This is a genomic window from Streptomyces sp. NRRL F-6492 (assembly GCF_001280125.1).
In the GTDB taxonomy this organism is placed as follows: domain Bacteria; phylum Actinomycetota; class Actinomycetes; order Streptomycetales; family Streptomycetaceae; genus Streptomyces.
The window spans coordinates 20,085-42,363 of sequence record NZ_LGEG01000247.1; the positions used below are offsets into that span (position 1 = coordinate 20,085).

A 22,279-nucleotide genomic window follows, 5' to 3' on the forward strand; every position below is an offset into this window, starting at 1 on the left:
GCCCGGTTCGCTACGGTTCCTGGGCGACCGGCACGTTCTGCTCCGCCCAGACCACCTTGCCGGTGACGGTGCGGCAGGAACCCCAGCGGCGACAGAGCATGTTGATGAGCTGGAGCCCCCGACCGCCCTCGTCGCTGAGGTCCGCGTGCTGGATCTGCGGCAGGTCGGGGCCCGTGTCCGAGACCTCCACGACCAGCCGCTCGCCGCGCCACAGCCGCAGCTCGCCAGGCCCGTTGCCGTACCGCAGCGCATTGCCCACCAGCTCGGAGACCACCAGCTCGCAGACGTCAGCGAGTTCGTCGAGGCCCCACTCGGCGAGCTGACCGGTGACCAGGTTCCGCGCGACCGAGGCGGCCCGTCCGTCCTTCGGCAGCTCCCACACCCTCAGGTCGCCGCGCGGGGACGGGGAGTCCGTCGCGACGAGGAGCACCGCCTCGTCGAACCGCAGGGCCCCGGCCGGGGCGCGCTCCACCAGACCGCCCGCCTCCAGCGCCCCGGGAGTGAGGCCCAGCGCGGCCGACCGCAGCCGCTCCAACTGCTCGTCCAGGTCCTCTGTCCGGGTCTTGATGAGCCCGTCCGTGTACATCACCAGACGGCCGCCGTCGGGGACCTTCAGCCTGATCGGGTCGTACGGGATCACCCCCGCCCCCAGGGGCGCGCCGGCCGGCACGTCCACGAAGTCGGCCGCGCCCCGCCCGTCGAGCAGCAGCGGCGGCAGGTGCCCGGCGCTGGCCAGCGTGTAGCTGGAGTCCGCCGGGTCGTAGACCGCGCACAGACAGGTGGCGACCTGCTCGTCCTCCAGGTCGCGGGTGGCCAGGTCGAGCCGTGCCAGGACCCGCTCCGGGGCCATGTCCAGGGTCATCAGGGTGCGGGCGACGGCCCGCAGCCGTCCCATCGTGGCGGCGGCGGGCAGTCCGTGCCCCATCACGTCCCCCACCACCAGGGCCGTCCGCCCGCCGGGCAGCGCCATCACGTCGTACCAGTCCCCGCCCACCCCGCGGCCGGCCGTCGAGGGCGCGTACTCCGAGTGCAGCCGCAGCCCCGGCGTCACCGGGGTCGCGCGCGGCAGCAGACTGCGCTGCAACGAGACCACGTGCTCGCGCTCGCGCCCGTACAGCCGGGCGTTGTCGATGAAGACGGCGGCCTTCGAGGCGAGCTGCTCCGCCAGGGCCAGGTCCATGGAGGAGAACGGAGGCGTCCCGGGACCGCGCACGAAGTCGGCGCTGCCGAGCAGCAGTCCGCGGGCGATCAGCGGCACGGCCAGATAGCTGTGCACCCCGGCGGCCCGCATCTGCGCCGCCGCGCTCGCCGTCGGCGCCACCCGGGCGAAGTCGTCGTCCCGCAGCCGGCCCAGCAGGACCGGCTTGCCCTGCCGGAGGCAGTACCGGTGCAGCAGCGTCTCGTGCTGCTCCTCGGACTGGACGTAGGTCTCGCCCACCGGGGTGGGCTCCAGGGAGGACAGCTCCTCGATGGCGCACAGCGCCGTGGCCCGCAGCAGGGGGATGCCCTCCCCGGTCCACCGGGCCCCCTCCTCGCCCCGCAGCACGCTCTCCAGGACGTCCACGGCGGCGCCGTCGGCGAACCGGGGCACGGTGAACTCCGCCAGCTCCTGAGCGGTGCGCTCCAGATCCAGGGTCGTACCGATCCGGGACGTGGCGGAATTCAGCCACGCCAGCTGGCTGCGGGTGGTGAACCGGTCGGGCGGCAGCAGCCCCCTGCTCCTGCGGAACCGCGCGCCCGCACCGGCCGGGTGGTGGGCCGACGGATTGCTCCCGGCCGAGGCGCGGCTGGTCAGGCGCCGCCTGTCGCTCCCGCCGTTCACTCTTTCGGCCTCCAGACAGGATGTGACGCCATCTGCTGCACAGTCTGCACCGGAAGAGGCCACAGTGCATCAGGCATGCGGAAGCAACCTGCGCAAGTACGCCCACGGCCACGAGGAGTCACCCGGAGGCCACCGTCCGCGACGCGAAACCGGGGACACGGGGCGCCCGGAGGACGGATCGTCCCCCGGGCGCCCCGCCCTCACATCCCCACGACCTTGGCGGCCGCCGACACCTCGTACACCAGGGTGACCGTCCGGCGCCCGCCCGGAGGCAGGGAGACGTCCCAGCGGACGACGCCGTCCGCGTCCACCGAGGCCGGCGCGGGGGAGCAGGACTCCTCGCGCAGGCGCACCTCCACCGCCGACACCTCGGAGACGGGGATCCGCTCCCGCAGGGCGACCACCCGCTCGCCCTCCTCGCCCGGCGCGGAGAACCGGGACAGGTGCAGCCGGACCGTGTGGGTGACCACGGTCCGCTGCGTGAGCCCCGCGGTGTCGTGGGACTCCTCGGCGTACCGGACGACCCGGAGGTCGTCACGGCTGCCGTAGGCGAGCTCCGCGGGGGCGCCGGGAGCGGTGAAGTCCAGCGTGCCGCGGCCGGCGAAGCCGCTGCCGCGCACCAGGTCCACCGGCCCCGCGAGCAGCGCGTGCCCGGACCGGTTGTCGAACCGCACCACCTGGGTGACCAGCGGGGACAGCTCGGGGGAGCAGGCGTACTCGCCGCCCGCGTCCGCCGTGAAGACGGAGAGCGGCACCCGGTGCGCACGGCCGTCGCCCGGCACGGAGACCGGCACGGGGGCGTTCAGGACGCGCGCCTCGCCGCCGTCGTCGACGCCCGGCAGACCGAGCACCGGCGCCGGCCCGAGGTCCCCGATCAGCTCCTCGCGCACCTCCACGTCGACCGTGCGGCGCTCGGCGGCGGAACGGTCCCTGAGCGTCAGCCGGTCCTCGACCAGGCGCGGCGGCTCGGTGGCCGACGCCGAACGGGCCGTCGACAGCGTCAGCCGCACGTCCGACCAGTCCTCGCCGGTGCGCTGCCAGACCACCGCCTCGGTCTCCAGCGTCAGCGAGCCGCCGTCGAGCACGGCCCGGTAGGCGGGCCGCCACAGCGCGCACGGGGTGAGGTGGCCGAGCCGCAGCCGGGCCGGGCCGGCCTCCGCGGCCTCCACGGTCAGCTCCACGTGGGCGACCAGCTCGGCGGGCTCCTCCTCGGCCTCGTCCGCGGCCCGCAGGGTGACGTCGTACTCGGTCTCGAGGGCCGTCAGCCGGACCCCGACGGCACGGAGCCGTTCGGCGTACGTGTCGCGCTCGGCGTCCACGCGGTCCAGCTCCCGGGCCCAGCGCTCCCCCTCGCTCTCCCCGGAGCCGACGCCCTCGCGGATCTCCCGCAGCAGGTCGGCGGCGAGCCGGCCGAGCAGGTCGAGCCGGGCGAGCAGACGGTCGCGCTCCCGCTCCACGGTGTCCCGCTCCTCGTCGAGGGCGTGCAGGCGCAGCCGGAGGGCGGAGTCGTCGCCGGGGGAGGGGACCGGGCCGCGCGGCGTCCAGGTGCGGACGATCCGCGCGCCGAGCACGGTCGCCGGGCGGTCGGAGGCCAGCTCGGCGTGGAGGGTGCGGTCGACGGCCGCCGCGCCGATCGGGCCGAGGCGCAGGCGCTGGACGCCGGCCGCCAGGTCGAGGCCGGCGGTCCGCTCGACGTGGGCGCGGTCCTCCAGACAGGTGACGGCGGTGACGGGAAGGGCGATCGGACGGGATTCCGTGGTCATGGTGGGGGTCAGCTCCTGCGGTTGCCGTCGACCAGGGCCTTGCCGGCCGGGATGCGGATCTCGTAACCGCCTTCGAGGACGGCGGTGCCCCCGGCGGGGAGTTCGACCCGCCGGACGCGGGTGCCCGGCGCGTGCTCCTCGGGTCCGTCCCCGGGCGCCGCCCAGCCGGCCCGCTCCTCGATCCGCACGTCGGGTTCGGAGGTGACCGGCACCCGCTCGCGGACCTCCACGACGGCGGGCGCCGCGAGGCGGTTCACCAGCTCCACGCGCACCTGGTGGTCGAGCACGGTGACGTTGTTGCGCAGGCCCGCGGTCGACTCCCGCAGCTGGCTGCGGCGGGTCACCCGGACCGCCTCGGCCGGGCCCAGGCCCAGCCTCCTGACGCCGCCGGGGGCGAGCGTGGGGAGCGCGGCCGTCAGCAGGAACCCGTCGTCGACGGTGACCTCCACCGGGCCGGCGAGGAGGGCCTGACCGGTGGCGTTGGAGACCACGAGCGTCGCGTACACGGTCTCCTCCACGGACGGCACGCAGAGGTACTCGGTGCGCAGGCCGACCGGGATCTCGCCGACGGCGACGGTGTGCCAGGTGCCGTCCGACGGGACGTCGGCGCGGCCGGCGGCGTCGAAGCGGTGGTCGAACGAGCCCGCCGACTCGCGGGGCCGCACGGCGTGCGGGGGCAGCGGCAGCGCGGCCACCCCCTCGGCACGGCGGCGGTACTCGGTCGCCACGGCGTCGAAGGAGGAGTCGGGGAACAGCCGGCCCCGGCGCGGCCCCCGGTCGTCGGGGCCGGACAGGACGAGGGAGGCGTAGTCCAGCTCGTCGCCGCTCGGCCGCGGCGGACCGGCCGGCGCGGGCGGCGGCGGCGGGGCGGGCGCGGGCGCGCCGGGAGCCGCGGGCGCCATGGCGCGCCGGGCGCCCCGCGGGGCGGATCCGGGCGCGCCGCCGTAGGCCTTTGGTGCCGGCCCCGGCGCCCCGCCGTAACCCTGCGGCGCGGATCCCGGGGCCCCGCCGTACGCCTCGGGCGCGAAGCCGTGCACGGCGCCGGGCGGCGGGGGCGCTCCGGTGAGCGCCGGCGGCCCGGCGAAGGACGCGGACGCGGGAGCCGGGGGCGGCGACGGGACCGGACCGGCCGCGACCGGCACGGCCGCGGAGCCCGCCGCGGCGCCACCGAGCCGGGAGGAGGCCGGGACGGGCCCGGGCCCGGCCGCCTCGTACCCGGCGAAGAGGTCGTCGAGGCCCGCCGGGGGCTCGCGCCAGCCGGACGGCGCGGGGGCCGCCTGCCGGCGTCCGATCCGTACCGAACGCAGGCGGGGCAGGTCGGTGCGGCGCCGCAGGTCGGCGGTGGCCAGGGCGAGGCGCACCCCGGTCCAGTCCTCGCCGGTGCGCTGGGCGACCGAGGCGCGCAGCACCAGCCGCCCTCCGTCGTCGCCCCGGCGGTGCGAGAGCCGGTAGGCCGGCACCCAGACGGCGCCCGGCACGCCGTACTCCAGCTCCAGCTCCACCTCCCCGCCGGCCGCGCCGTCGAGGGTCAGGAGGGCGGAGACGGTGGTCCCGACGTGCGACGCGGGGGCGTCGGTGGAGGCCCGTTCGAGCCGGTCGGCGGCGACGGAGAGGGCGTGCTCGGCGCGGCGCAGCTCCTCCTCCGCGTCGACGAGGCGCGCGTGCAGACGGGCCAGCCGCTCGTCGACGAAGTCGGCGAGTTCCAGCCAGGCGTCGACCGGGGTGCGGCGGTGCGGGTCCTCGCGCTTGCGGGCCGGAGGGACCGGGTGCACTCCCTTGACCTCCTCGATCAGGGTCAGCTGCCGGTCCCGGCGCCCCTCGGCCGCCGCGCACGCGTCACGCAGCCGTTCGACCTCGCGCCGCAGCTCGTCGGGCGTGTCGCCGTCGAGCGGCTCGGCCGCGACCCGCACCCTGGCCTCGGTGACCCGGACGCCGGCGGGGCCCAGGACCCGGGCCCGCAGCGAGCCCGGATCCAGGGTGCGGGGCAGTCCCGCGACCCGCACCCGGCCGTCCGGGGGCACGGTGCCCCGGGCCAGCCGGCGGCAGACCGCGCCCTGCGCGTACACCACGACCGAATCGAGGGTCGAACCCCACCTCCGGGCCGTCTCCTCCGACATGCGCCTCGCCCCCTGCCGCGTCCGTCGTACCGGTCGAAGCCTACGCGGACGGGCCGTGGTCCGGTGCCGGGCGGCGTCCTTCAGGCCGTGGACGCCGCCGCCAGGACCGCCCGCACCTCCTCCGCGAGCGCGTGGGGGTCGCCGGCCGGCGCGGTCGGGTAGCTCCGGTGGTCCCGGGCCCAGGCGTCGTCCCGCGCGAACCAGTCGACGGCGACGGGCGCCGCACCGGTCGTCAGGGCGGTGTCGAGGCTCGCGAAGTAGGCGGCCCAGCGCGGCGCGTAGACGTCCCGGACGAGCCCGTCCCACTCGCGGTTGGCGTAGTCGCGCAGCCCCGTCTCGCTCGGCCCCCGGCCACCCCAGGTGGTCAGGATCGAGCGGGCGTCGTACTCCAGGCGGTCGCGTTCGGCCGGGTCGGCGCCCCAGGCGCGGGCGTCCTCCAGCCACGGACCGAGCAGGAACCGCCGGTCGGAGCCGACGAGCCGGCCGAGCAGCTCCGTGCCGGCGTTCCACTCGCGCACCAGCGACCGGAACCGCTCCAGGTCCTTCGCCTCGTACGCGGACCTGATCCGCGGCAGCAGCACCCGGCCGCGGTTGGTGAGCGCCTGGCGCGCCACGTCCACGAGGTCGTACCGGTACGCGTCCGTGGCCCGCAGCGCGGGCGCGACCCGCAGCAGCTCCGACAGCGCCCGCTCCACCGTGGCCGCGTCGTAGCGCGAGAAGGCCGGGCTCCAGCGCGCCGCCCTGGTCGCCGTGAGGCTCGGCCGCGCGGTGAAGAGGCTGTCCTGCGGCTCGCTCCACGTCCCCGGCGCCATGCCGTACGGCCCCAGGCGCAGCTCCTCCCAGGCGGCGGCCGCGTGCGGGTCGGCCCCGCCGTAGCGGCGGGCCGCGTACGCGGCGAACCAGGCCCGCTGGTCGACGGGGCCCGGCTCCCAGGCGAGTTCGGTGAACAGGTCGAACCCGGCGGGGTTCCCGCCGGTGGCCTCCGGCAGGTAGGCGATGCCGCGCAGCGCGGAGTCGGGCCTGGTCAGCCACGAGTGGAAACGCCCGCCCCAGACGCCGGTGTTGGCGCCGAGGCTGGTGTGGCCGCCGAAGTTGGCGATCGAGCCGAACGCGTAGGGGGTGCCGCCCCACTCGGTCTCGCGGTCGAGGCCGTCGTAGCGGTCGGAGAGGCCGTCGACGATCAGGACCCGGTCGCGGTCCACCCCGCTCAGGAACGCGGCGGTCGGGTTCTTCTGCCAGCCGAGCATGACCCAGGTGGCGCCGGGGCGCGCGGTCTCCAGGGCCCGCTGGACGGCCCCGGCGGCCGCGGCGACGTCGACCGAGCCGGGGGTGCCGCCCTCGTGCAGCAGGTCCATCTTGAACATGTCGCTGTCGCCGAACCGCTCCCGCTGGACCCGGTAGTAGGCGGCGGCGAGGCGGTCGAAGACCGGTCCGGTCGGGTCCAGCCAGTCGGGCCGGTCGAAGCCCACCCACGTGCCCTGCGGGACGGTGACCGCCCCCGGGTTCCGCGCGGCGAAGCCCGGCGGCACGGTGCCGAAGAAGCCCGGGAGCACGGGGGTCATCCCGAGCGAGCGCAGCTGCCGCGCGATCCGGCCGCCGAGCGCGGCACGGGCCTCGACCAGCTGCTCGGAGACCGGTCCCCCGAAGCCCGACATGTTCTGCAGCAGCCACCAGGCCTGGTGGGCGGGGGCGGGGATCCAGCTCCGCAGCTCGGCGGCGTCGTAGCCGAACTCCTGGAGCGCCCGGTGGTACGGGTACTCGGCCCCCGTCGGCACGAAGACCTCGTTCACGCCGTGCAGCGCCATCAGGTCGATGTCGCGGCGGTAGGCGTCGAAGTCCCGGTAGGCCCCCGAGTAGCCCTCGTCGGTGTCGTTCAGGGCGTAGCGGTGGGGCACGTTCGCCGACCGGGTGAGGGTCCCGGGGACCCCGGGGAGCACGGCGGGCAGCCGGCCGAGGCTGTCGCCCGGCCATCCGATGTCGACCCCGGCGACCCGCTCCAGGTACCAGCCCGCCCCGGCGAGCAGCGTGGCCGGCGAGGTGCCCCGCACCTGGATCCTGCCCGCCCCGCCGGAGACCTCGAAGCGGTCGCCGGACTCCGGCCGCTCGACGGGGACCAGGACGAACTGCCGGGCCCGCGAGGACAGCAGGCGTTCCAGTGCCGCCCGCGCGGGCGCCGTGTCGAAGGCGGGCGCGGTGGCGGAGACGGTTCCCCCTCCGGGGGAGAGCGTGCCGGGCGTGACCGCCATCGCGGCGACGAGCGCCACGAGGAGGAGGACGTGACGGCATCGGAGCATCAGGCGACGGCCCATCTGGTTCCCTTGGTTCCCTGCTCGAAAGAGTCCGGCGGATCGTCCGCCCACCTTCCTACGCCCTCTCGCCCGAAGGACGCAGGTGGAGCGGGGACCTGCGTCGTCTCATCCTTGCGGGCGTACGCGCCGGGGGTACGGGTTCCCCGTGGACGTACGCGGCCGCGGTGCGCGCCGACCGGCCCCGCCCCCTCCGGCGTGAGGTCCTGGTCTGCGCCCGGAACGGCGGAAGCAGTCAACTCCGCTGTCGACGCCGGTGGTTGACGAATGGTCTGGACCAACCTACGGTCTGCTGGAGCGCGCGCCGTCCCCAGGACCCATCCCCCCACGTCCCAAGGAGCACGCATGCCAGGCTCTCGGATCACCCGTGTCCTCGGAGCGGGGCTCGCCGCCCTGCTCGCGGCCGCCGCCCTCGCCGCGCCCGCCGCCGCCGAAGGCGCGCAGCCCGCGCCGACCGCCGCGACCGCCCCCTCCGTCCCCGCCCCCGCCGCCGACACCTGCGCCCTCAAGCCGAGGCCCGCCGGAAAGGTGCTCCAGGGGTACTGGGAGAACTGGGACGGCGCGGCCAACGGCGTCCACCCGCCCTTCGGCTGGGCCCCCATCGACGACCCGCGCTTCGCCGCCCACGGCTACAACGTCATCAACGCCGCCTTCCCCGTGATCCGTTCCGACGGGACGGTGCTGTGGGAGGACGGCATGGACAGCACCGTCCGCGTCGCCACCCCCGCCGAGATGTGTCGCGCCAAGGCGGCCGGGGCGACCGTCCTGATGTCGATCGGCGGGGCCGCGGCGGGGATCGACCCGAACTCCACCGCCGTCGCCGACCGGTTCGTCGCCACCATCGTGCCGATCCTGAAGAAGTACAACTTCGACGGCATCGACATCGACATCGAGACCGGTCTGGTCGGCGGCGGCTCCCCCACCAGCCTCTCCCCCTCCCAGGCCAACCTGATCCGCATCATCGACGGCGTCCTCGCCCGCATGCCCGCCGGCTTCGGCCTGACGATGGCCCCGGAGACCGCGTACGTCACCGGCGGCAGCGTGGTCTACGGCTCGATCTGGGGCGCGTACCTGCCGGTCATCAAGAAGTACGCCGACAACGGGCGCCTGTGGTGGCTCAACATGCAGTACTACAACGGCAGCATGTACGGCTGCGCGGGCGACTCCTACTCCGCCGGGACCGTCGCCGGGTTCGTCGCCCAGACCGACTGCCTGAACAAGGGCCTGGTCATCCAGGGCACCACGATCAAGGTCCCGTACGACAAGCAGGTGCCCGGCCTGCCCGCCCAGCCGGGCGCGGGCGGCGGCCACATGGCCCCGTCGGCCGTGGCCCAGGCGTGGAACCACTACAAGGGCGCCCTCAAGGGCCTGATGACCTGGTCGGCGAACTGGGACGGCTCGAAGGGCTGGACCTTCGGCGACAGCGTCAAGGCGCTCCAGGGCCGCTAGCGGGCGCCCTCTTCCCCTGATCCGGCCGCCGGGACCGGCTCAGGGGAAGAGGACCCGCGCCAGGGCGAGGCCGACGAAGACCGCGCCGAGCCCGGCGACGACGGAGGCGACGACGTTCGCCACGGCGAGGAACCGCGCACCGGACTCGGCCAGCCGCAGCGTCTCGTAGGAGAACGTCGAGTACGTCGTCAGCGCGCCGCACAGTCCGGTTCCCAGGAGCAGCCGCACGGTGTGCCCGGCCGCCCCCGACAGCGCGGCGCCGGTGAGCAGGCCGAGGATCAGGGAGCCCACGACGTTCACGGTGAAGGTGCCCCACGGGAAGACGGTGTCGTGGCGGGCCTGGACGGCGCGGTCGGTCAGATGGCGCAGGGGCGCGCCGACGGCGCCGCCGACGGCCACCAGGAGGAAGTCGTTCACCACGGGCCCTCCCCGGTGTCCTGCACGAGGACGGTCGGACGGACCGCCGGACGCGTACGGAAGGTCATGACGCGCTCCGGTGCGACAGGAGGCGGCGCGTGCCGAACGCGCCGGCGGCCACCGCCGCCAGCGCGGCGGCGACGGTCGCCGCGAGGTAGGCGAGCGCGGTGGCGGCGCGGCCCGCGTCGACGAGGCGTTCGATGTCCACGCAGTACGTGGAGAAGGTGGTGAACCCGCCCAGAAAGCCGGTCCCGAAGAACGGGCGCAGCAGCGGGTGGGCCGTGAGGACCTCGGTGACGGCGACGAGGAGGACGCCGATCGCCAGACAGCCGGCGGCGTTCACCGTCAGGGTCGTCCAGGGGAAGGCGCCGGTGGGTGTGGGCCACAGCAGCGACGCCCCGAAGCGGGCCAGGGCGCCGAGCGAGCCGCCCGCCGCGACCACCGCGAGGACGCCGCGCCGCGCATGCCGGGACTCCCGCCGCCGGCGGACGTCCGCCGGGTCGACGTCGGGGTCGACCGGCTCCGGAACGCCTGAATCCCGGGCGACCGGCTCCGGGTCGACCGGCTCCGGGTCGACCGGACCCGGGGCGACTGGATCCTGGGCGACCGGCTCCGGGTCTACCGACTCCGGGTCGACCGGCTCGGGGTCCGGGATCTGCGGGGATTCGTCGGAACGCATGCCTCTCCCTACGCGTGTTTCCCCGCGCGGACACGAGCGGGGACGGGTCACGAGTAGGGACCGTCGGCGGCAGCGCGTGCCGCGGTTCGGGTGCGGCGGGCCCCACCGCCGCGCGACGGTCCGGGGACGGTCGCGGTTCCAGGATACCGGCGGCCGCGCGAGCGGCGCCGCCCGGACCGGGGCGCGGGAGCGCCGGTGCGCGGCCGCCGGGAACGGCCGCGCACCGGCTCCCGTCAGGCGGTGTGCAGGGTGAGGCCGTAGCGGCCGAGGATCTCGTTGACGGGCTGGAACCACGTCTCGCCGCCGGAGGAGCAGTTGCCCCAGCCGCCGGAGGTGACGCCCTGGGCCTGGTCGCCGCTGATGAACGCGCCGCCGGAGTCGCCGCCCTCCGCGCAGACGCTGGTCTTCGTCATCTGGTGGACGGCGCCCTGGCTGTAGTTGACCGTCTGGTTCTTGCCGAGGACGGTGCCGCAGTGCCACTTCGTGGTGGAGCCGGAGCGGCAGATCGACGCGCCCACGGGCGCCTCGGCGGAGCCGCGCACCAGCCGGTCGGGGGTGACGCCCCAGCCGAGGACGACGGGCACGGTCCACCAGCCGCTGTGGATGCTCACGTACGCGTAGTCGTCGCCGGGGAACGAGGAGCCCTGGAAGGTGCCCATGGCGGAGCCGTCCCAGCCGCGCACCGCCGCCCCGGCCCGGCCGCAGTGGCCTGCGGTCACGAACCCGCCGTGCACGGAGAAGCCGATCGAACAGCGCACGTTGCCGGTGTAGTACGGGTCGCCGCCGACGGTGCCCGCCGCGTACGTACGGGGCGCGGTGGCCGCCTCGGCGACGGTGACGGGCCCGTTCGCCCGCGCCTTCTCGACGAAGGCGCGCACGGAGGGGGCGTCCCGCTCGGCCCGTACGACCGTGACGGCGACGCTGTTCGTCTTCGGGTCGACGTGCCAGCCGGCCACGCCCTTCGGCGCGGAGAGCGCGTCGAGGCGGGCCTTGGCCCGGTCCAGGGCGGCGGCGCTGTGGCGGACCACCCGGGTGTCGGCGCCGAGCGCCCGCACCTCGGCCTCCTCGGCCCGGTCGGTGAGGGCGACGACGAGCCGCCCCGAGGAGGCGTCGAACCACGAGCCTCCGTACGCGCCTCCGGCCGTCTGCCGGGCGGCCTTCTCGACGGCCGTCGCGGCCTTCTCGGCGCGCAGCCGCTCCTCGGCCTGCGCCGGGGTCAGGCCGAGGTCCTGCCGCAGGGCGTCGAGCAGACCGGCCGAGGCCGCCGGTGCGGAGGACGGGGGCTCGGGAAGCGGGGCGGCGTGCGCGGTCCCGGCGTGGGCGGCGCCGAGACCGAGTGTCAGCAACAGGGCCGCTATGGCGGCGCCCAGGGGGGTGGTGCGTTTCACGAAGCCTCCTGGTGTGGGGGAGCGAACGCTTGAGAGCGCTCTCAGAGCGCGTCGGCCGTTACGCTAGCGGCATTGACTTGGCAGGTCCATACCAAAAACAGGACGGTGGGGGATCGGTCTCGCGGCGCCGATCCCGTCCGTCCCCCCGGACGCCGAACGGGCCGCCGGTCGCCCGGCGGCCCGTTCGGCCGAAGTCGTACGACCGGGGCCCGAGGGGTAGGGGCCCGGTCGTGGCGCGCGTCAGGCGCGCGGGGGGAGGCGCTTCGCGAGGAACTCCTCGAACGTCACCTTGCCCACGGCCCGCTCCGGCGCCAGGTGCCCGCCCGCCCGGAACCCCCGGTAGGCCTTTCCGGCCAGGGGCACGTTCAGCAGGCGCCGGTGCTGGCCGATCGCGCGCAGATACGTCCGGGCCAGGTCCGCGATCGGACGCACCTCCGGGCCGCCCATGTCCGGCACCCGGCCCGCGGGCTCCCCGGCCGCGAGTTCGGCGAGGCGGGCGGCGACCTCCGCCACCTCGATGGGCTGGTCCGAGACGCCGGCCGGGAGCGGCACGACCGGCACCCGGGCCGCGTTGCGCAGGAACTCCACCACCAGGTCGTGGAACTGCGTGGTCCGCAGCACGGTCCAGCCGAGCCCGGACCCCTCGATCGTCTTCTCGACGGCGAGCTTCGTCCGGTAGTAGCCGAGCGGTACGCGGTCGACGCCGACGATCGAGATGTGGACCAGGTGCCGGACCCCGGCCCGGCGCGAGGCCTCGACCAGGTGGCGCGCCGCCCGGTCGTCGCCCCCGCGCGGCGTGCTCGCGCAGTGCACCACCGTGTCCACGCCCTCGACGGCCGCGTCCAGGCCCGTGCCCTCGCGCAGGTCCACCGCGTACGGCTGCGCGTGGCGGCTCAGTACCCGCACCTCGGCACCGTCCTCGCGCAGCCGCTCGGCGACGAGCCGTCCGAGCGTTCCCGTACCCCCGGTCACCAGGATCGTGGTCATCGTGCGTCTTCCCTCCGCAGGGTGCGCGCTCCCCGGTGGAACGCGTGTCATCGGCTGAGAACCGGCGGGCCCCCGGAAATGTGACAGCCGGCCCCGGGAATCCTCATTCCAGGAGGCTTCCCCCGGCGAGCTGCCGGCCCGCGAAGGCGAGCTTGTCCGGGTTCATCACGACCCCCGCGCCGCTGATGGCGCCGTCGCGCACCTCGAAGGTGGTGACGGCGAGGAGCGTCCCCTCCCGGTGGCTCACCAGCGCGGGCGCCCCGTTGACCTCGGCGAGCGCGATCTCCGTGCCCTCCTCCGCGCGCCGCGCGACACCCGCGAGGAAGCGCAGCACGGCGTCCCGCCCGACGATCGGGCGCCGGGCGGCCGAGACCCTCCCGCCGCCGTCGCTCGACCAGACGACGTCCTCGGCCAGCAGCCGCTCCAGACCGGCCAGATCGCCCTCGCGCGCGGCGGTGACGAAGGACTCGACGAGCCGGTGCCGCTGCTCCCGCACCGGCGCGAAACGGGCCTCGGGCCTCTCCAGACGCCGGACCGCCCTGCCGTACACCTGGCGGCAGTTGGCCTCGCCCAGGCCGAGGACCCCGGCGATCTCGCGATGGCTGTACGCGAAGGCCTCGCGCAGCACGTAGACGGCGCGCTCCGTCGGGGTGAGCCGTTCGAGGAGGACGAGCAGGGCCGTCGAGACGGCGTCGCGCCGCTCGGCGGACTCCAGCGGACCGAGCGCGCCGTCGCGGGTGAAGACGGGTTCGGGCAGCCACGGCCCCGGGTACTCCTCGCGCTTCGCGCGGGCCGAGGTCAGCCGGTTCAGGCTGAGGCGGGTGACGACCGTGGCCAGCCAGGCCGCCGGGTGGGCGATGGATGCGCGGTCGGCCCCGCTCCAGCGGAGGTAGGCGTCCTGCACCGTGTCCTCCGCCTCCTCGGCGGAGCCGAGCATCCGGTAGGCCAGGCCGAACATCCTGGGCCGGTGGGCGGTGAACTCGGCGGCCGAGGCGTCGGCGGTGTCGCCGTCGCCGTCGTCCGGGGCGAGGTGCTGCGTGGTCTCCGACGTCACGCGGCCAGCCTGCCACAGGGCCCGGAGGCGTGACGTCGCCCGGTCAGTCGGCGGAGACGGCCCCGACCAGGTCGCCGATCCTGCGGTCGGGCAGGGCGCGGGCCACGTCGGCCTGGGTGACGATGCCGACGAGGACGTGGCTGTCGATGACGGGCACGCGCCGGATCCTGTGCTCGCTCATGACGTCGAGGACCTCGTCGGCCTCTGCGTCCGCCCGCACGTAGACGATCTCGTCCCGGACGAGGTCGCCCACCCGGCCCCTGACCTCGCCGTATCGTTGGCCATGGCTATTGCGGAGAGTGACCGAGTGGGGGATCATTCGCAGCCGTGCCGATCTTCCAAACCGTCGTACTCGGTGTCCTCCTCTGCGGGGTCTACCTCCTCGTCATTCCCGACCTGGCCGACCGCTGGGTCCGCAAGCACTTCGTGGCCTCCGACTACGGACTCGCCCCCCGCGAACAGCTCGACCCGAGCCGCCCCGGCCCGCTCCCGCCGCCGCACCGGCGCCAGGAACGGCAGGCTGTGGCCGACGCGGCGTGGAACGGGGACTGGCGGGCCGCCGAGGCCTACGTCCGGGCGGCGGGCGACGACTGGGACGAGCGCTGGTCCCGGACCGAACTCCTCCAGGAGGTCGCCCGCGAGGACGACGCCTGGCTGGACGCGTGGCGCGCGGCCGAGCCCGGGAACTGCGACGCGGCCACCCTCCACGCCCGGATCATGGTCCACCGCGCCTGGGAGATCCGGGGCAGCGGGTACGCCCACGAGGTCCCGGCGGACCGGATGGACAGCTTCCGTGCCATGCTCCCGGCCGCGATCGAGGAAGCCCGGCGGGCCGCGCTGCTCGACCCCGCGAACCCGGGCCCCTGGGTCGTCATGGTCACCGCCGCCCGGGGCGCCCAGTACGGCCGTGCCCGGTTCCGGCCGCTCTGGGACGGCCTCGTCGCCCGGGCGCCGCACCACTACGAGGGGCACTGGCAGGCCCTCCAGTACTGGTGCGCCAAGTGGTACGGCAGCGACAGGCTGATGATGCGCTTCGCCCGGAAGGCGGTCCGGAAGGCTCCGCAGGGCAGCCCGCTCACCGGCATGTACGTGCACGCCCTGGAGGAGCTGACAGGCCGCTCGGCCGCATTGCTCTCCTTCACGCCCGTGGTGCGGGGGCACCTGAAGCGGGTCGCGGCCTCGTTCGCCGAGGTCGACCCCGACGACGAGCGCCTGCCCGCCCTGCGCCACCTCCTCGCCCACTACATGCTCCGGTCGAGGATGTACGGGCCCGCCCTGGAGCAGTTCCGTCTGATCGGCCCGTGGTGCGGTGCCGAGCCCTGGCGCAGGGAAGGAGACCCGAAGACGGTCTTCGAGACCGCCCGGGGCAGGGCGGTGAAGCTGTCCCGGGCCTCCGTCGTGCCGACGGTCAAGTCCCACGGAATAGGCCGCTAGGGAGCGTCGGGAAAGTCGTGGCCCACGGCTTCGGCCCGTGGCTGTCGCCGAGTTCTTCGAAGACGTGCCCCATCGCCGAGGCCGCCCACGCCGAACCACGGCTGGGCGGCCCCTGTCCTTTCCCGACACACGGCACGCCGCCCGTGGATGCCACCGCGCTCGTCGTGAGCGATGCGCCCCCGAGGCGGTGACGCGACCACAGCCACTCGTCGAGCACTGCGACCAGCACCGTCGCCTCGTGGTGAACGCCGACCTCGGACACGAGTGCCAAGGGTGAATCCCACGGGATGTGCGGCCCGCACGGGGCCGAGCGCTGTCAGTCTGCCGTTGGTGATCGTTGCACGGCGGCGGCCCCACGGGGCGGAGTCTCCTCCGTCGTGGGACGGCGCCCGTCATGGACGTTGAAGGGGCGGGCGTGGCAACAGGACAGTCCGTGAACAAGGGGCCTTCTTCTCCTCTCGCCGCTCCCCGGGGCGGAGAACCGCCCGGGGCGCGTGGTCAGGTGCCGCGTCACGTCGCGTGCGTGATGGACGGGAACGGCCGGTGGGCGGCGCAGCGGTCCCTGCCGCGCACGTCAGGTCATCGCGCCGCGGAGACGACGGTCATCGACGTCATAGAGGCGGCACGCGCGGCCGGAGTGGGCTGGTTGAGCCTGTTCGCGTTCTCCACCGAGAACTGGAGCCGCCCGGACACCGAGATCGAGTTCCTGATGCACCTGGTGCGCCGGGTGGTGCGCAAGCACGCCCCGTTGCTGCACGCGCGGGGCATCCGCTGCCGCTTCCTCGGCATGACCGACCCCCGGATCCCTCCCGGACTGGCCGGAGACATCGCCGACTTGACGACGCTGACCGGCCGGAACCGCCGGATGACGCTGACCGTCGCCTTCGACCACGGCGGCCGCAGGGACATCGTCGAGGCCGCACGGTCGCTGATCCGCAGCGGCGTGCCGGCCGGATCCGTGACCGAGGAGAGCTTCGCCGCGCACCTGCCCTTTCCCGACACCCCGGACGTGGACCTGGTCATCCGCACCTCGGGTGAACAGCGCATCTCCAACTTCATGCTCTGGCAGGTCGCCTACGCCGAATGGGTCTTCCCGCCGGTGCTGTGGCCCGACTTCCGCGCACCGGACTTCCTTCGGTGCCTGCACGCCTACCGGCAGCGTGAACGCCGCTTCGGCGCCGTGCCGCCGCCTCAGAACGGAGAACCCGCATCGTGACCACCGCAGACGACCGCAGCTCCGCGACGACCGCCGACGCCGACGCCGGTGGTCACCGCAGCGGAGAAGGCGACACGGGAGGGGAACCCCTGTTCGGGCCCGGCTCGCAGTTCCACGTGCTCTTCAACGACCCGCGCTGGGCCCTGGCCGTGATCCGGGCCACGGTACTGGAAGCCGCGCACCCGCAGATCGGCGCCGCCCTGATCGACAATTCCACCTTCGTCGCCCACCCCTGGCGGCGACTGCGAAACACCTTCACCAGTCTGCAGCGCATGTTCGGGGCCGACGATCACGTCCGGCAAAGGGAGGCGGCGCGCCTCAACCGGCTGCACGCACGGCTGCACGGCACCGACCCGCACGACCGGCCCTACGACGCCATGGACCCCGACGTGCGCGCCTGGGTGGTGGCGACCCTGTTCGAGAGCACCGTCGCCATGTGCCGGTTCGGCGGACAACCACTCGAACAGAGGACCATGGAGCGGCTGTACGCCGAGTTCCAGGCCTTCCAGGCCGCCCTGGGAGACCGGGCCGGCCACCTGCCGCGCACCCTCGACGAGTTCTGGCCCTACTACGACCGGGTGGTCGCCGAGGAGCTGGAGAACACCGAGGCGATGCGGATCATCCTCTACAAGCTCTTCGACCACCTCCCCGCCCCACCGGTGCTGAACGGCTTTCCCGCTCTGTGGGCCACCGGCCGGGCCGTCGCCGGCCCGGTCGTCGGAGCGATCACCGTGGCGTCCCTGCCGGAACCGTTCCGCCGCCGGGCGGGCCTGCCCGAGATCGCGGGAGTGCAGACCCTCATGCAGGGCACCTACCTGGCCGCCGGCCTGACCCGGTTCCTGCCCGAGGGCTGGATCAGGGCCGAGAACGTCCTCGAGTTGCTGGCGCTCTCGCCGGACAGCGACGATCCCCGCGCCAGGACGGTCGGCGCCCTGCGCGATCGGATGAAGCGGGCCGCCGCCCTCGTCCGGCTCATCACCCCGCTCCCTCCGGAACCCGCACCCACCTCGGGAAACGAGGCGCGGCGCAGCGCGCGGGAGTTCTTCGCCGAGGTTCTCGACCAGACCGGGGACGGGTACCTGGACTGGCCCGACCTCGCCGCCATGGCGCGCGAACTCTCCGGCCGCCTCGACCTGGACGAGCCCGAGGAGAGCAGGCTCTACACCGCCTACGCGGACTGGTGGCGCGAACTCCAAAGCGCCCTCGACGCCGACGGCGACGGCCGCGTCAGCGCCCACGAGTACGCCGCCGCAGCGCCCTCCCTGGCCGGCCCCGCGCTGATCAGGGTCGCCGAAGTCCTCTTCGACGTCACCGACAAGGACGGCAACCACACCATCGACGCGGACGAGTACCGGGCCCTGTTCCGGACCGCTTTCCAGCGCGACGCCGCCGACGCGTGCGGAACCTACGGCCGCAGCGCATTCGTCAACGACTTCCTGTCCTTCATGTCCGGGCGCCGGCGCACCACCCCCTACGACCCCCTCCTCTCCGACGCGTAACCGTCCGGACACCGGTGGCGTTCGCGGCGGTGTCGCATGCCGGCCCGCCGTGGGTCGCTCGGGGCGGCGATCGCCGTCCGCCGCGAGGCGACCGCGCTGATCGCAGCTCTCGACGAACGGCTTTCACGAGAGGCAGGGCCTTCGTGTCCTCGTTCACCAGTCCCGGCCGACCGCGTGATCGGCGTGCCGTTTCCCCGTCTCCGTGAAGAGCAGACGTGTCGAGCATGCGCAGCGCCACGGACGACGATGCCGCCCGCGTACGTCGCACCACGTGACCGGGACTTTCACCACGACCCCCAGGGCCTGTCGGACAGCCGGGTCAGGGGAACGGGTGCGGAGCCCGCAGGAGCTCCGCGTCCGTGAGGTCACGGGACCGGTGGCCGCCCCGGTGGAGCGCCGTGCGCAGCCGGGGCATCAGCAGGGCCCGCTGCCGGTTCCAGCCGAAGTCGATCGGCAGCAGCCCCGGCACCACCGTGGCCACCGTCCGCAGCCCCGCCCGCTCCTGCTCGGGCGTGGTCTGGTCGACCACCACGACGTCGTGACCCGCCCGGACCAGCTCGTCCACGACCACGCCCACGTCGTCCCGCAGGTCCCCGGTGCGGGGCCGCCCGCCGCTCTCCCACCCCGCGTACACCTCCTCGAACGGACGGGCCTCCGAAGGCTCCAGGTACGCGCGCGCGTACGCGGCCATCCGGGGCAGCCCGTAGAGCTGCGGATGGTCCTTGAGGTGCCGTACGAGGGAGAAGTCGTCGGCCATCGCCTCCAGTTCGGTCCGGCGCTCGGCCGTCTGGCGCGCCAGGTGCGGAATGTAGCTCAGCACCTCCGACAGGGCGCCCTCGACGGCCGACCGGGGGTCCAGCGAGGCGGCCGCCGCGAAGGACAGCGTGCCCGGCCCCCCGCCCCGGCGCACGCCGACCACCGTGACCGCCGGGATCGCGAGGTCGATCCGGTTGTCGAAGGCGTGCACGTCGTAGCCCTGGAGCGCGGCCCGCTCCACCATGGCGGCGACCGTGGGGCCGCCGACCGTCGCCAGGTCGATCCGGGGCAGCCGGGCCGCCCCGTACCAGCCGTTCAGGAAGGAGTCCCGCTCGACGAGTTCGAGCAGACCGCCCAGGACGGCCTCCTCCAGGCAGCCGCCGATGGCACAGCCGTTGGAGCACTCGAAGACGAAGTCGTCGTCGGCCGTCGGGATGCTGTAGTAGACCAGCCGCGACGGCACCAGGACGGGCCGCCCGTCCCGCAGCGACCGGCCCCGCTCCCAGGGGATGGGCCGGGCGGGGTCGAAGGGCCTGACCATGGGGTCGTCCCGGTACGTCTCCGGGGCGTACAGACCGCACACCGCCGGATCGACCGCCTCGTCCCCCAGCTCGTCGTACGCGGCGACGACCGGCGCCCGGCCGGTGCGCCGGCGGGTGCCCGCGTACCGTTCGAGGCCCTCCAGGAACGCCAGCCGGCGGCTGGTGGCGAAGGAGTTCTCCTGCCCGCTCCAGGTCACGTCGTGGAGCCCCGCGTACCCCCGGACGAACACGCTCCCGGCCACCGGCGCGGTCGTGGACGAGGTGACGTCCGTCCAGGTCCCGGCCCCGAGCGCGCCGCAGACCGGGTTGGCCAGGGCGTCGACCGGGAGCGGGTACGAGAAGGCCGACCGCAGCCGGTAGCCGTCCGGATCCGGCTTGGGGCGCGCGACGAGGCCGAGCGGCGGGGCGCCGTCGCCCCCTCCCGGCCCGCAGTCCGGGCAGAGCGGGTCCGCGAGCAGCGGATACGTCCTGAGCAGCAGGTTCGCCAGGTCGATCCGGGTCACCTGCGGCAGGGCGCGGTCCGCCGGGTGCGCGGCGGGCGGCACCGGGCGCGGTCCGTGCAGCAGTGCCTCGCACAGCGCGGCCACCGTGTCGTGGACGTGCCCGGTGAGCGGCGGCCAGGCGGCGGCCGGGCGGGGCCCGTCGGGGCCGCCGGTCTCCAGGGCGTCGCGCTCGCTCCGGCTGCGCAGCCGCTGCCACCGCAGGGCCAGGCAGCGGCCGCAGGCGGGCGCGCTCCCGTCGCCGCCCCAGGGGCCGAGCAGGACCGCCGAGGCGCTGAGGTGGACGAGCGCCGCAGGCCGGTCGGCGGCCCACGGGTCCGGGGCCCGGCCGCCCCCGGCGCCGACGGCCCCCACCGGCACCACCCGGGGCGCGTCCGCGCCGAACCGGCAGTCCAGGAAGGCCTGGAGGACGTCGCGGGCCTCCGCCAGCGGGCGCGGGAGCGCGACGGTGGTCATGAGGTCTTCGTCCAGCGGAAGAAGCGCACCGCGACGGCCCCGAAGAGCACGCCGAACACGACGAGCCCCGCACACCCCACCCCGATGTCGGAGAGGTCGCCGCGTCCGGTCAGGGCGGCCGACACCGCGTCGTTGAGGTAGCGCAGCGGCAGGACCCGCGAGACGTTCTGCAGCCACTCCGGCATGGAGTCCAGCGGGAAGAACGACCCGGAGAGGAACGCCATCGGCAGGATCAGGAAGTTGGCGATGCCGGCGACCGACTCCGGGGTGTCGGCGACGCTGCCGATGATCACCCCGAGCAGCAGGAAGGTCGTGATGCCCAGGATCAGGACCGGGACCAGCAGCGGCCACCGGGAGGCGGGCACGAGCCCGAACCCGGGCAGCATCGCCACCCCGACGAACAGCACCGACTGCACGAGCCCCACGCCGAGCGCGAGGACGTAGCGGGACCCGATGACGGAGGACAGCGGCGCGGGCGACATCCGGATCATCCGCAGGATGTCGTCCGCGCGCCACTGCATCAGGGTGAACGCGATGCCGAACACGGCGGCGTTCGCGACGCCCCAGGACAGCACCCCGGAAGCGGTGTACGAGAGGTACGAGAACCCGCTCTCCTCGACGGCCTTCCCCCGGAAGACGAGCCCGAAGACGACGAGGAAGAGCAGCGGGAAGGCGAAGGTGAAGAAGACCGTCGTCCTGTCCCGGATTTGGGCGCGGTAGCCCGCCGCGGTCAGCGCGGAGTAGGCGCTCATGCCTGCTGCTCCTGGGTGTTCGGGGCGAGGGGGTCCCGCCGGGCGGTGAGGTCGAGGTAGACGTCCTCGAGACTGGGCGTACGGGTCTGCACCCCGTCGAGACCGGTCACGGCGTCGAGGGCGGAGAGCACCTTGCCGGTGGAACGGGTCTCCAGGACGAGGTGCCCGCCCCGCACGGTCACGCCGTCCACGCCCGGCAGGGCCCGGGCCCGCTCCTCGTCGATCCGGCCGAGCGGGACGAGCAGCCGGCTGCTCGCGCCGAAGGTGCCGATCAGGTGCTGCGGCGCGTCGGTGACGACGAGCCGGCCGGCCACCAGGATGCCGACGCGGTCGCAGAGCGCCTCCGCCTCGTCCAGGTGGTGCGTGGTGTACACGATGGTCCGGCCCGCCGCCTTCAGGCCCCGCAGGACCTCCCACAGATCGCGCCGGCCCTCCGGGTCGAGCGCGGCCGTCGGCTCGTCCAGGAAGATCAGCTCGGGGCCGTGGACCAGCGCCGAGGCGATGGCGAGCCGCTGCCGCTGCCCGCCGGACAGGTCGTCCACCCGGACGCCGTGCCGCCCGCCGAGCCCCACGGACTCCAGGGTGGCGTCGACGGCCGCGCGGTCCGCCCCGAACAGCGCGGCGACGGTCCGCAGGTGCTCGTGGACGGTCTGCCGCACGAAGAACGCCGAGGACTGGGTCTGCACGCCCATGCGCGGCAGCAGGGCGGTGTTGCGCGGCCAGGGCGACTCGCCGAACACCGAGACGGTGCCGGAGTCGGCCCTGCGCAGCCCTTCCATGATCTCCACCAGGGTGGACTTGCCCGCCCCGTTGGGCCCGAGCAGTCCGAAGAACTCGCCGCGCCGGATGCTCAGGGACACCCCGTCGACTGCCTTCCGGCCGTCGTAGCCCTTGGACACGTCGGTGACCTCGACGGCCGGGGGCGACCCGGCGGGGTCGGTGGTGGGGGAGGGGGAGCTCATCCAAGTACCTCATTCGTGGATCGCGTGGTCTTCCGCGGGGGCGGGGGCGGGGGCGTGGTGGGCGAGGGCGGGCGGGTCATCGGAGCAGCAGCAGGACGACGGCCGCGCAGCTGCCGCCGGCGGCGAGCAGCACCAGGGCGACCGACGCGACCGCGTAGGACGTGTGGATGCGGCGGGCGC

The 22,279-nt window shown here is 74.9% G+C and carries 17 protein-coding genes; 4 read left to right on the forward strand and 13 right to left on the reverse strand.

All coding sequences use genetic code 11. The annotated features are described in order from the left end of the window. Nucleotides 1–10: 10 nt before the first annotated feature. The 4 genes from ADL08_RS27220 to ADL08_RS27235 all read right to left on the reverse strand — a co-directional run bounded on the left by ADL08_RS27220 (nt 11) and on the right by ADL08_RS27235 (nt 7,996). Nucleotides 11–1,822 carry an ATP-binding SpoIIE family protein phosphatase gene (locus ADL08_RS27220; protein WP_053647523.1) on the reverse strand — a complete coding sequence of 604 codons (1,812 nt, stop codon included), beginning with the start codon at nt 1,820–1,822 and terminating at the stop codon, nt 11–13. Between the two features lie 200 nt (nt 1,823–2,022). Then, nucleotides 2,023–3,585 carry a DUF4139 domain-containing protein gene (locus ADL08_RS27225; protein WP_053647525.1) on the reverse strand — a complete coding sequence of 521 codons (1,563 nt, stop codon included), beginning with the start codon at nt 3,583–3,585 and terminating at the stop codon, nt 2,023–2,025. A gap of 8 nt (nt 3,586–3,593) precedes the next feature. Then, nucleotides 3,594–5,702 (reverse strand): DUF4139 domain-containing protein, encoded by a 2,109-nt coding sequence (locus ADL08_RS27230; protein WP_053647527.1) that lies wholly within the window; start codon nt 5,700–5,702, stop codon nt 3,594–3,596. 80 nt (nt 5,703–5,782) lie between these two features. Next, nucleotides 5,783–7,996: an alpha-N-acetylglucosaminidase gene (locus tag ADL08_RS27235; protein ID WP_234352279.1), complete on the reverse strand. Its 2,214-nt coding sequence runs from the start codon at nt 7,994–7,996 to the stop codon at nt 5,783–5,785. 357 nt (nt 7,997–8,353) lie between these two features. Between ADL08_RS27235 and ADL08_RS27240 the strand changes: the two genes are divergently transcribed. Next, nucleotides 8,354–9,457, forward strand: a complete 1,104-nt coding sequence (locus tag ADL08_RS27240; RefSeq protein WP_053647531.1) for a chitinase — start codon at nt 8,354–8,356, stop codon at nt 9,455–9,457. A gap of 39 nt (nt 9,458–9,496) precedes the next feature. Here ADL08_RS27240 and crcB read toward each other — a convergent pair whose 3' ends face one another. The 6 genes from crcB to ADL08_RS27270 all read right to left on the reverse strand — a co-directional run bounded on the left by crcB (nt 9,497) and on the right by ADL08_RS27270 (nt 14,235). Then, nucleotides 9,497–9,874: a fluoride efflux transporter CrcB gene (gene crcB, locus ADL08_RS27245; protein WP_053647554.1), complete on the reverse strand. Its 378-nt coding sequence runs from the start codon at nt 9,872–9,874 to the stop codon at nt 9,497–9,499. A 64-nt stretch (nt 9,875–9,938) separates the two neighbouring features. Continuing rightward, complete coding sequence (locus ADL08_RS27250) at nt 9,939–10,529, reverse strand: CrcB family protein (protein WP_420709664.1); 591 nt, start codon at nt 10,527–10,529, stop codon at nt 9,939–9,941. 257 nt (nt 10,530–10,786) lie between these two features. After that, nucleotides 10,787–11,941, reverse strand: coding sequence for a S1 family peptidase (locus ADL08_RS27255; protein ID WP_053647532.1), 1,155 nt, complete (start codon nt 11,939–11,941; stop codon nt 10,787–10,789). A gap of 240 nt (nt 11,942–12,181) precedes the next feature. After that, nucleotides 12,182–12,928, reverse strand: coding sequence for an SDR family oxidoreductase (locus ADL08_RS27260; RefSeq protein ID WP_053647534.1), 747 nt, complete (start codon nt 12,926–12,928; stop codon nt 12,182–12,184). A gap of 103 nt (nt 12,929–13,031) precedes the next feature. Continuing rightward, complete coding sequence (locus ADL08_RS27265; protein WP_234352280.1) at nt 13,032–13,982, reverse strand: RNA polymerase sigma-70 factor; 951 nt, start codon at nt 13,980–13,982, stop codon at nt 13,032–13,034. A gap of 43 nt (nt 13,983–14,025) precedes the next feature. After that, nucleotides 14,026–14,235 (reverse strand): CBS domain-containing protein, encoded by a 210-nt coding sequence (locus tag ADL08_RS27270; RefSeq protein ID WP_324610462.1) that lies wholly within the window; start codon nt 14,233–14,235, stop codon nt 14,026–14,028. 74 nt (nt 14,236–14,309) lie between these two features. Between ADL08_RS27270 and ADL08_RS27275 the strand changes: the two genes are divergently transcribed. The 3 genes from ADL08_RS27275 to ADL08_RS27285 all read left to right on the forward strand — a co-directional run bounded on the left by ADL08_RS27275 (nt 14,310) and on the right by ADL08_RS27285 (nt 18,131). Continuing rightward, nucleotides 14,310–15,416: a DUF4034 domain-containing protein gene (locus tag ADL08_RS27275; RefSeq protein WP_053647536.1), complete on the forward strand. Its 1,107-nt coding sequence runs from the start codon at nt 14,310–14,312 to the stop codon at nt 15,414–15,416. A 502-nt stretch (nt 15,417–15,918) separates the two neighbouring features. Continuing rightward, on the forward strand, nt 15,919–16,632 hold the full coding sequence (uppS, locus tag ADL08_RS27280) for a polyprenyl diphosphate synthase (RefSeq protein ID WP_267889590.1): 714 nt from the start codon (nt 15,919–15,921) through the stop codon (nt 16,630–16,632). A gap of 89 nt (nt 16,633–16,721) precedes the next feature. After that, nucleotides 16,722–18,131, forward strand: coding sequence for an oxygenase MpaB family protein (locus ADL08_RS27285; protein ID WP_053647558.1), 1,410 nt, complete (start codon nt 16,722–16,724; stop codon nt 18,129–18,131). Between the two features lie 319 nt (nt 18,132–18,450). Here ADL08_RS27285 and ADL08_RS27290 read toward each other — a convergent pair whose 3' ends face one another. Genes ADL08_RS27290 through ADL08_RS27300 form a run of 3 tightly spaced genes read right to left on the reverse strand, consistent with a single transcriptional unit; the run spans nt 18,451 to nt 22,099 of the window. Further along, the gene (locus ADL08_RS27290; RefSeq protein ID WP_053647541.1) at nt 18,451–20,385 is read right to left on the reverse strand and encodes a TOMM precursor leader peptide-binding protein; all 1,935 of its coding nucleotides are present in this window, start codon (nt 20,383–20,385) and stop codon (nt 18,451–18,453) included. Next, complete coding sequence (locus ADL08_RS27295; RefSeq protein ID WP_053647542.1) at nt 20,382–21,137, reverse strand: ABC transporter permease; 756 nt, start codon at nt 21,135–21,137, stop codon at nt 20,382–20,384. Before ADL08_RS27295 ends, ADL08_RS27290 begins: the two co-directional genes overlap by 4 nt. Next, complete coding sequence (locus ADL08_RS27300) at nt 21,134–22,099, reverse strand: ABC transporter ATP-binding protein (RefSeq protein WP_053647544.1); 966 nt, start codon at nt 22,097–22,099, stop codon at nt 21,134–21,136. Before ADL08_RS27300 ends, ADL08_RS27295 begins: the two co-directional genes overlap by 4 nt. Between the last annotated feature and the right edge of the window lie 180 nt (nt 22,100–22,279).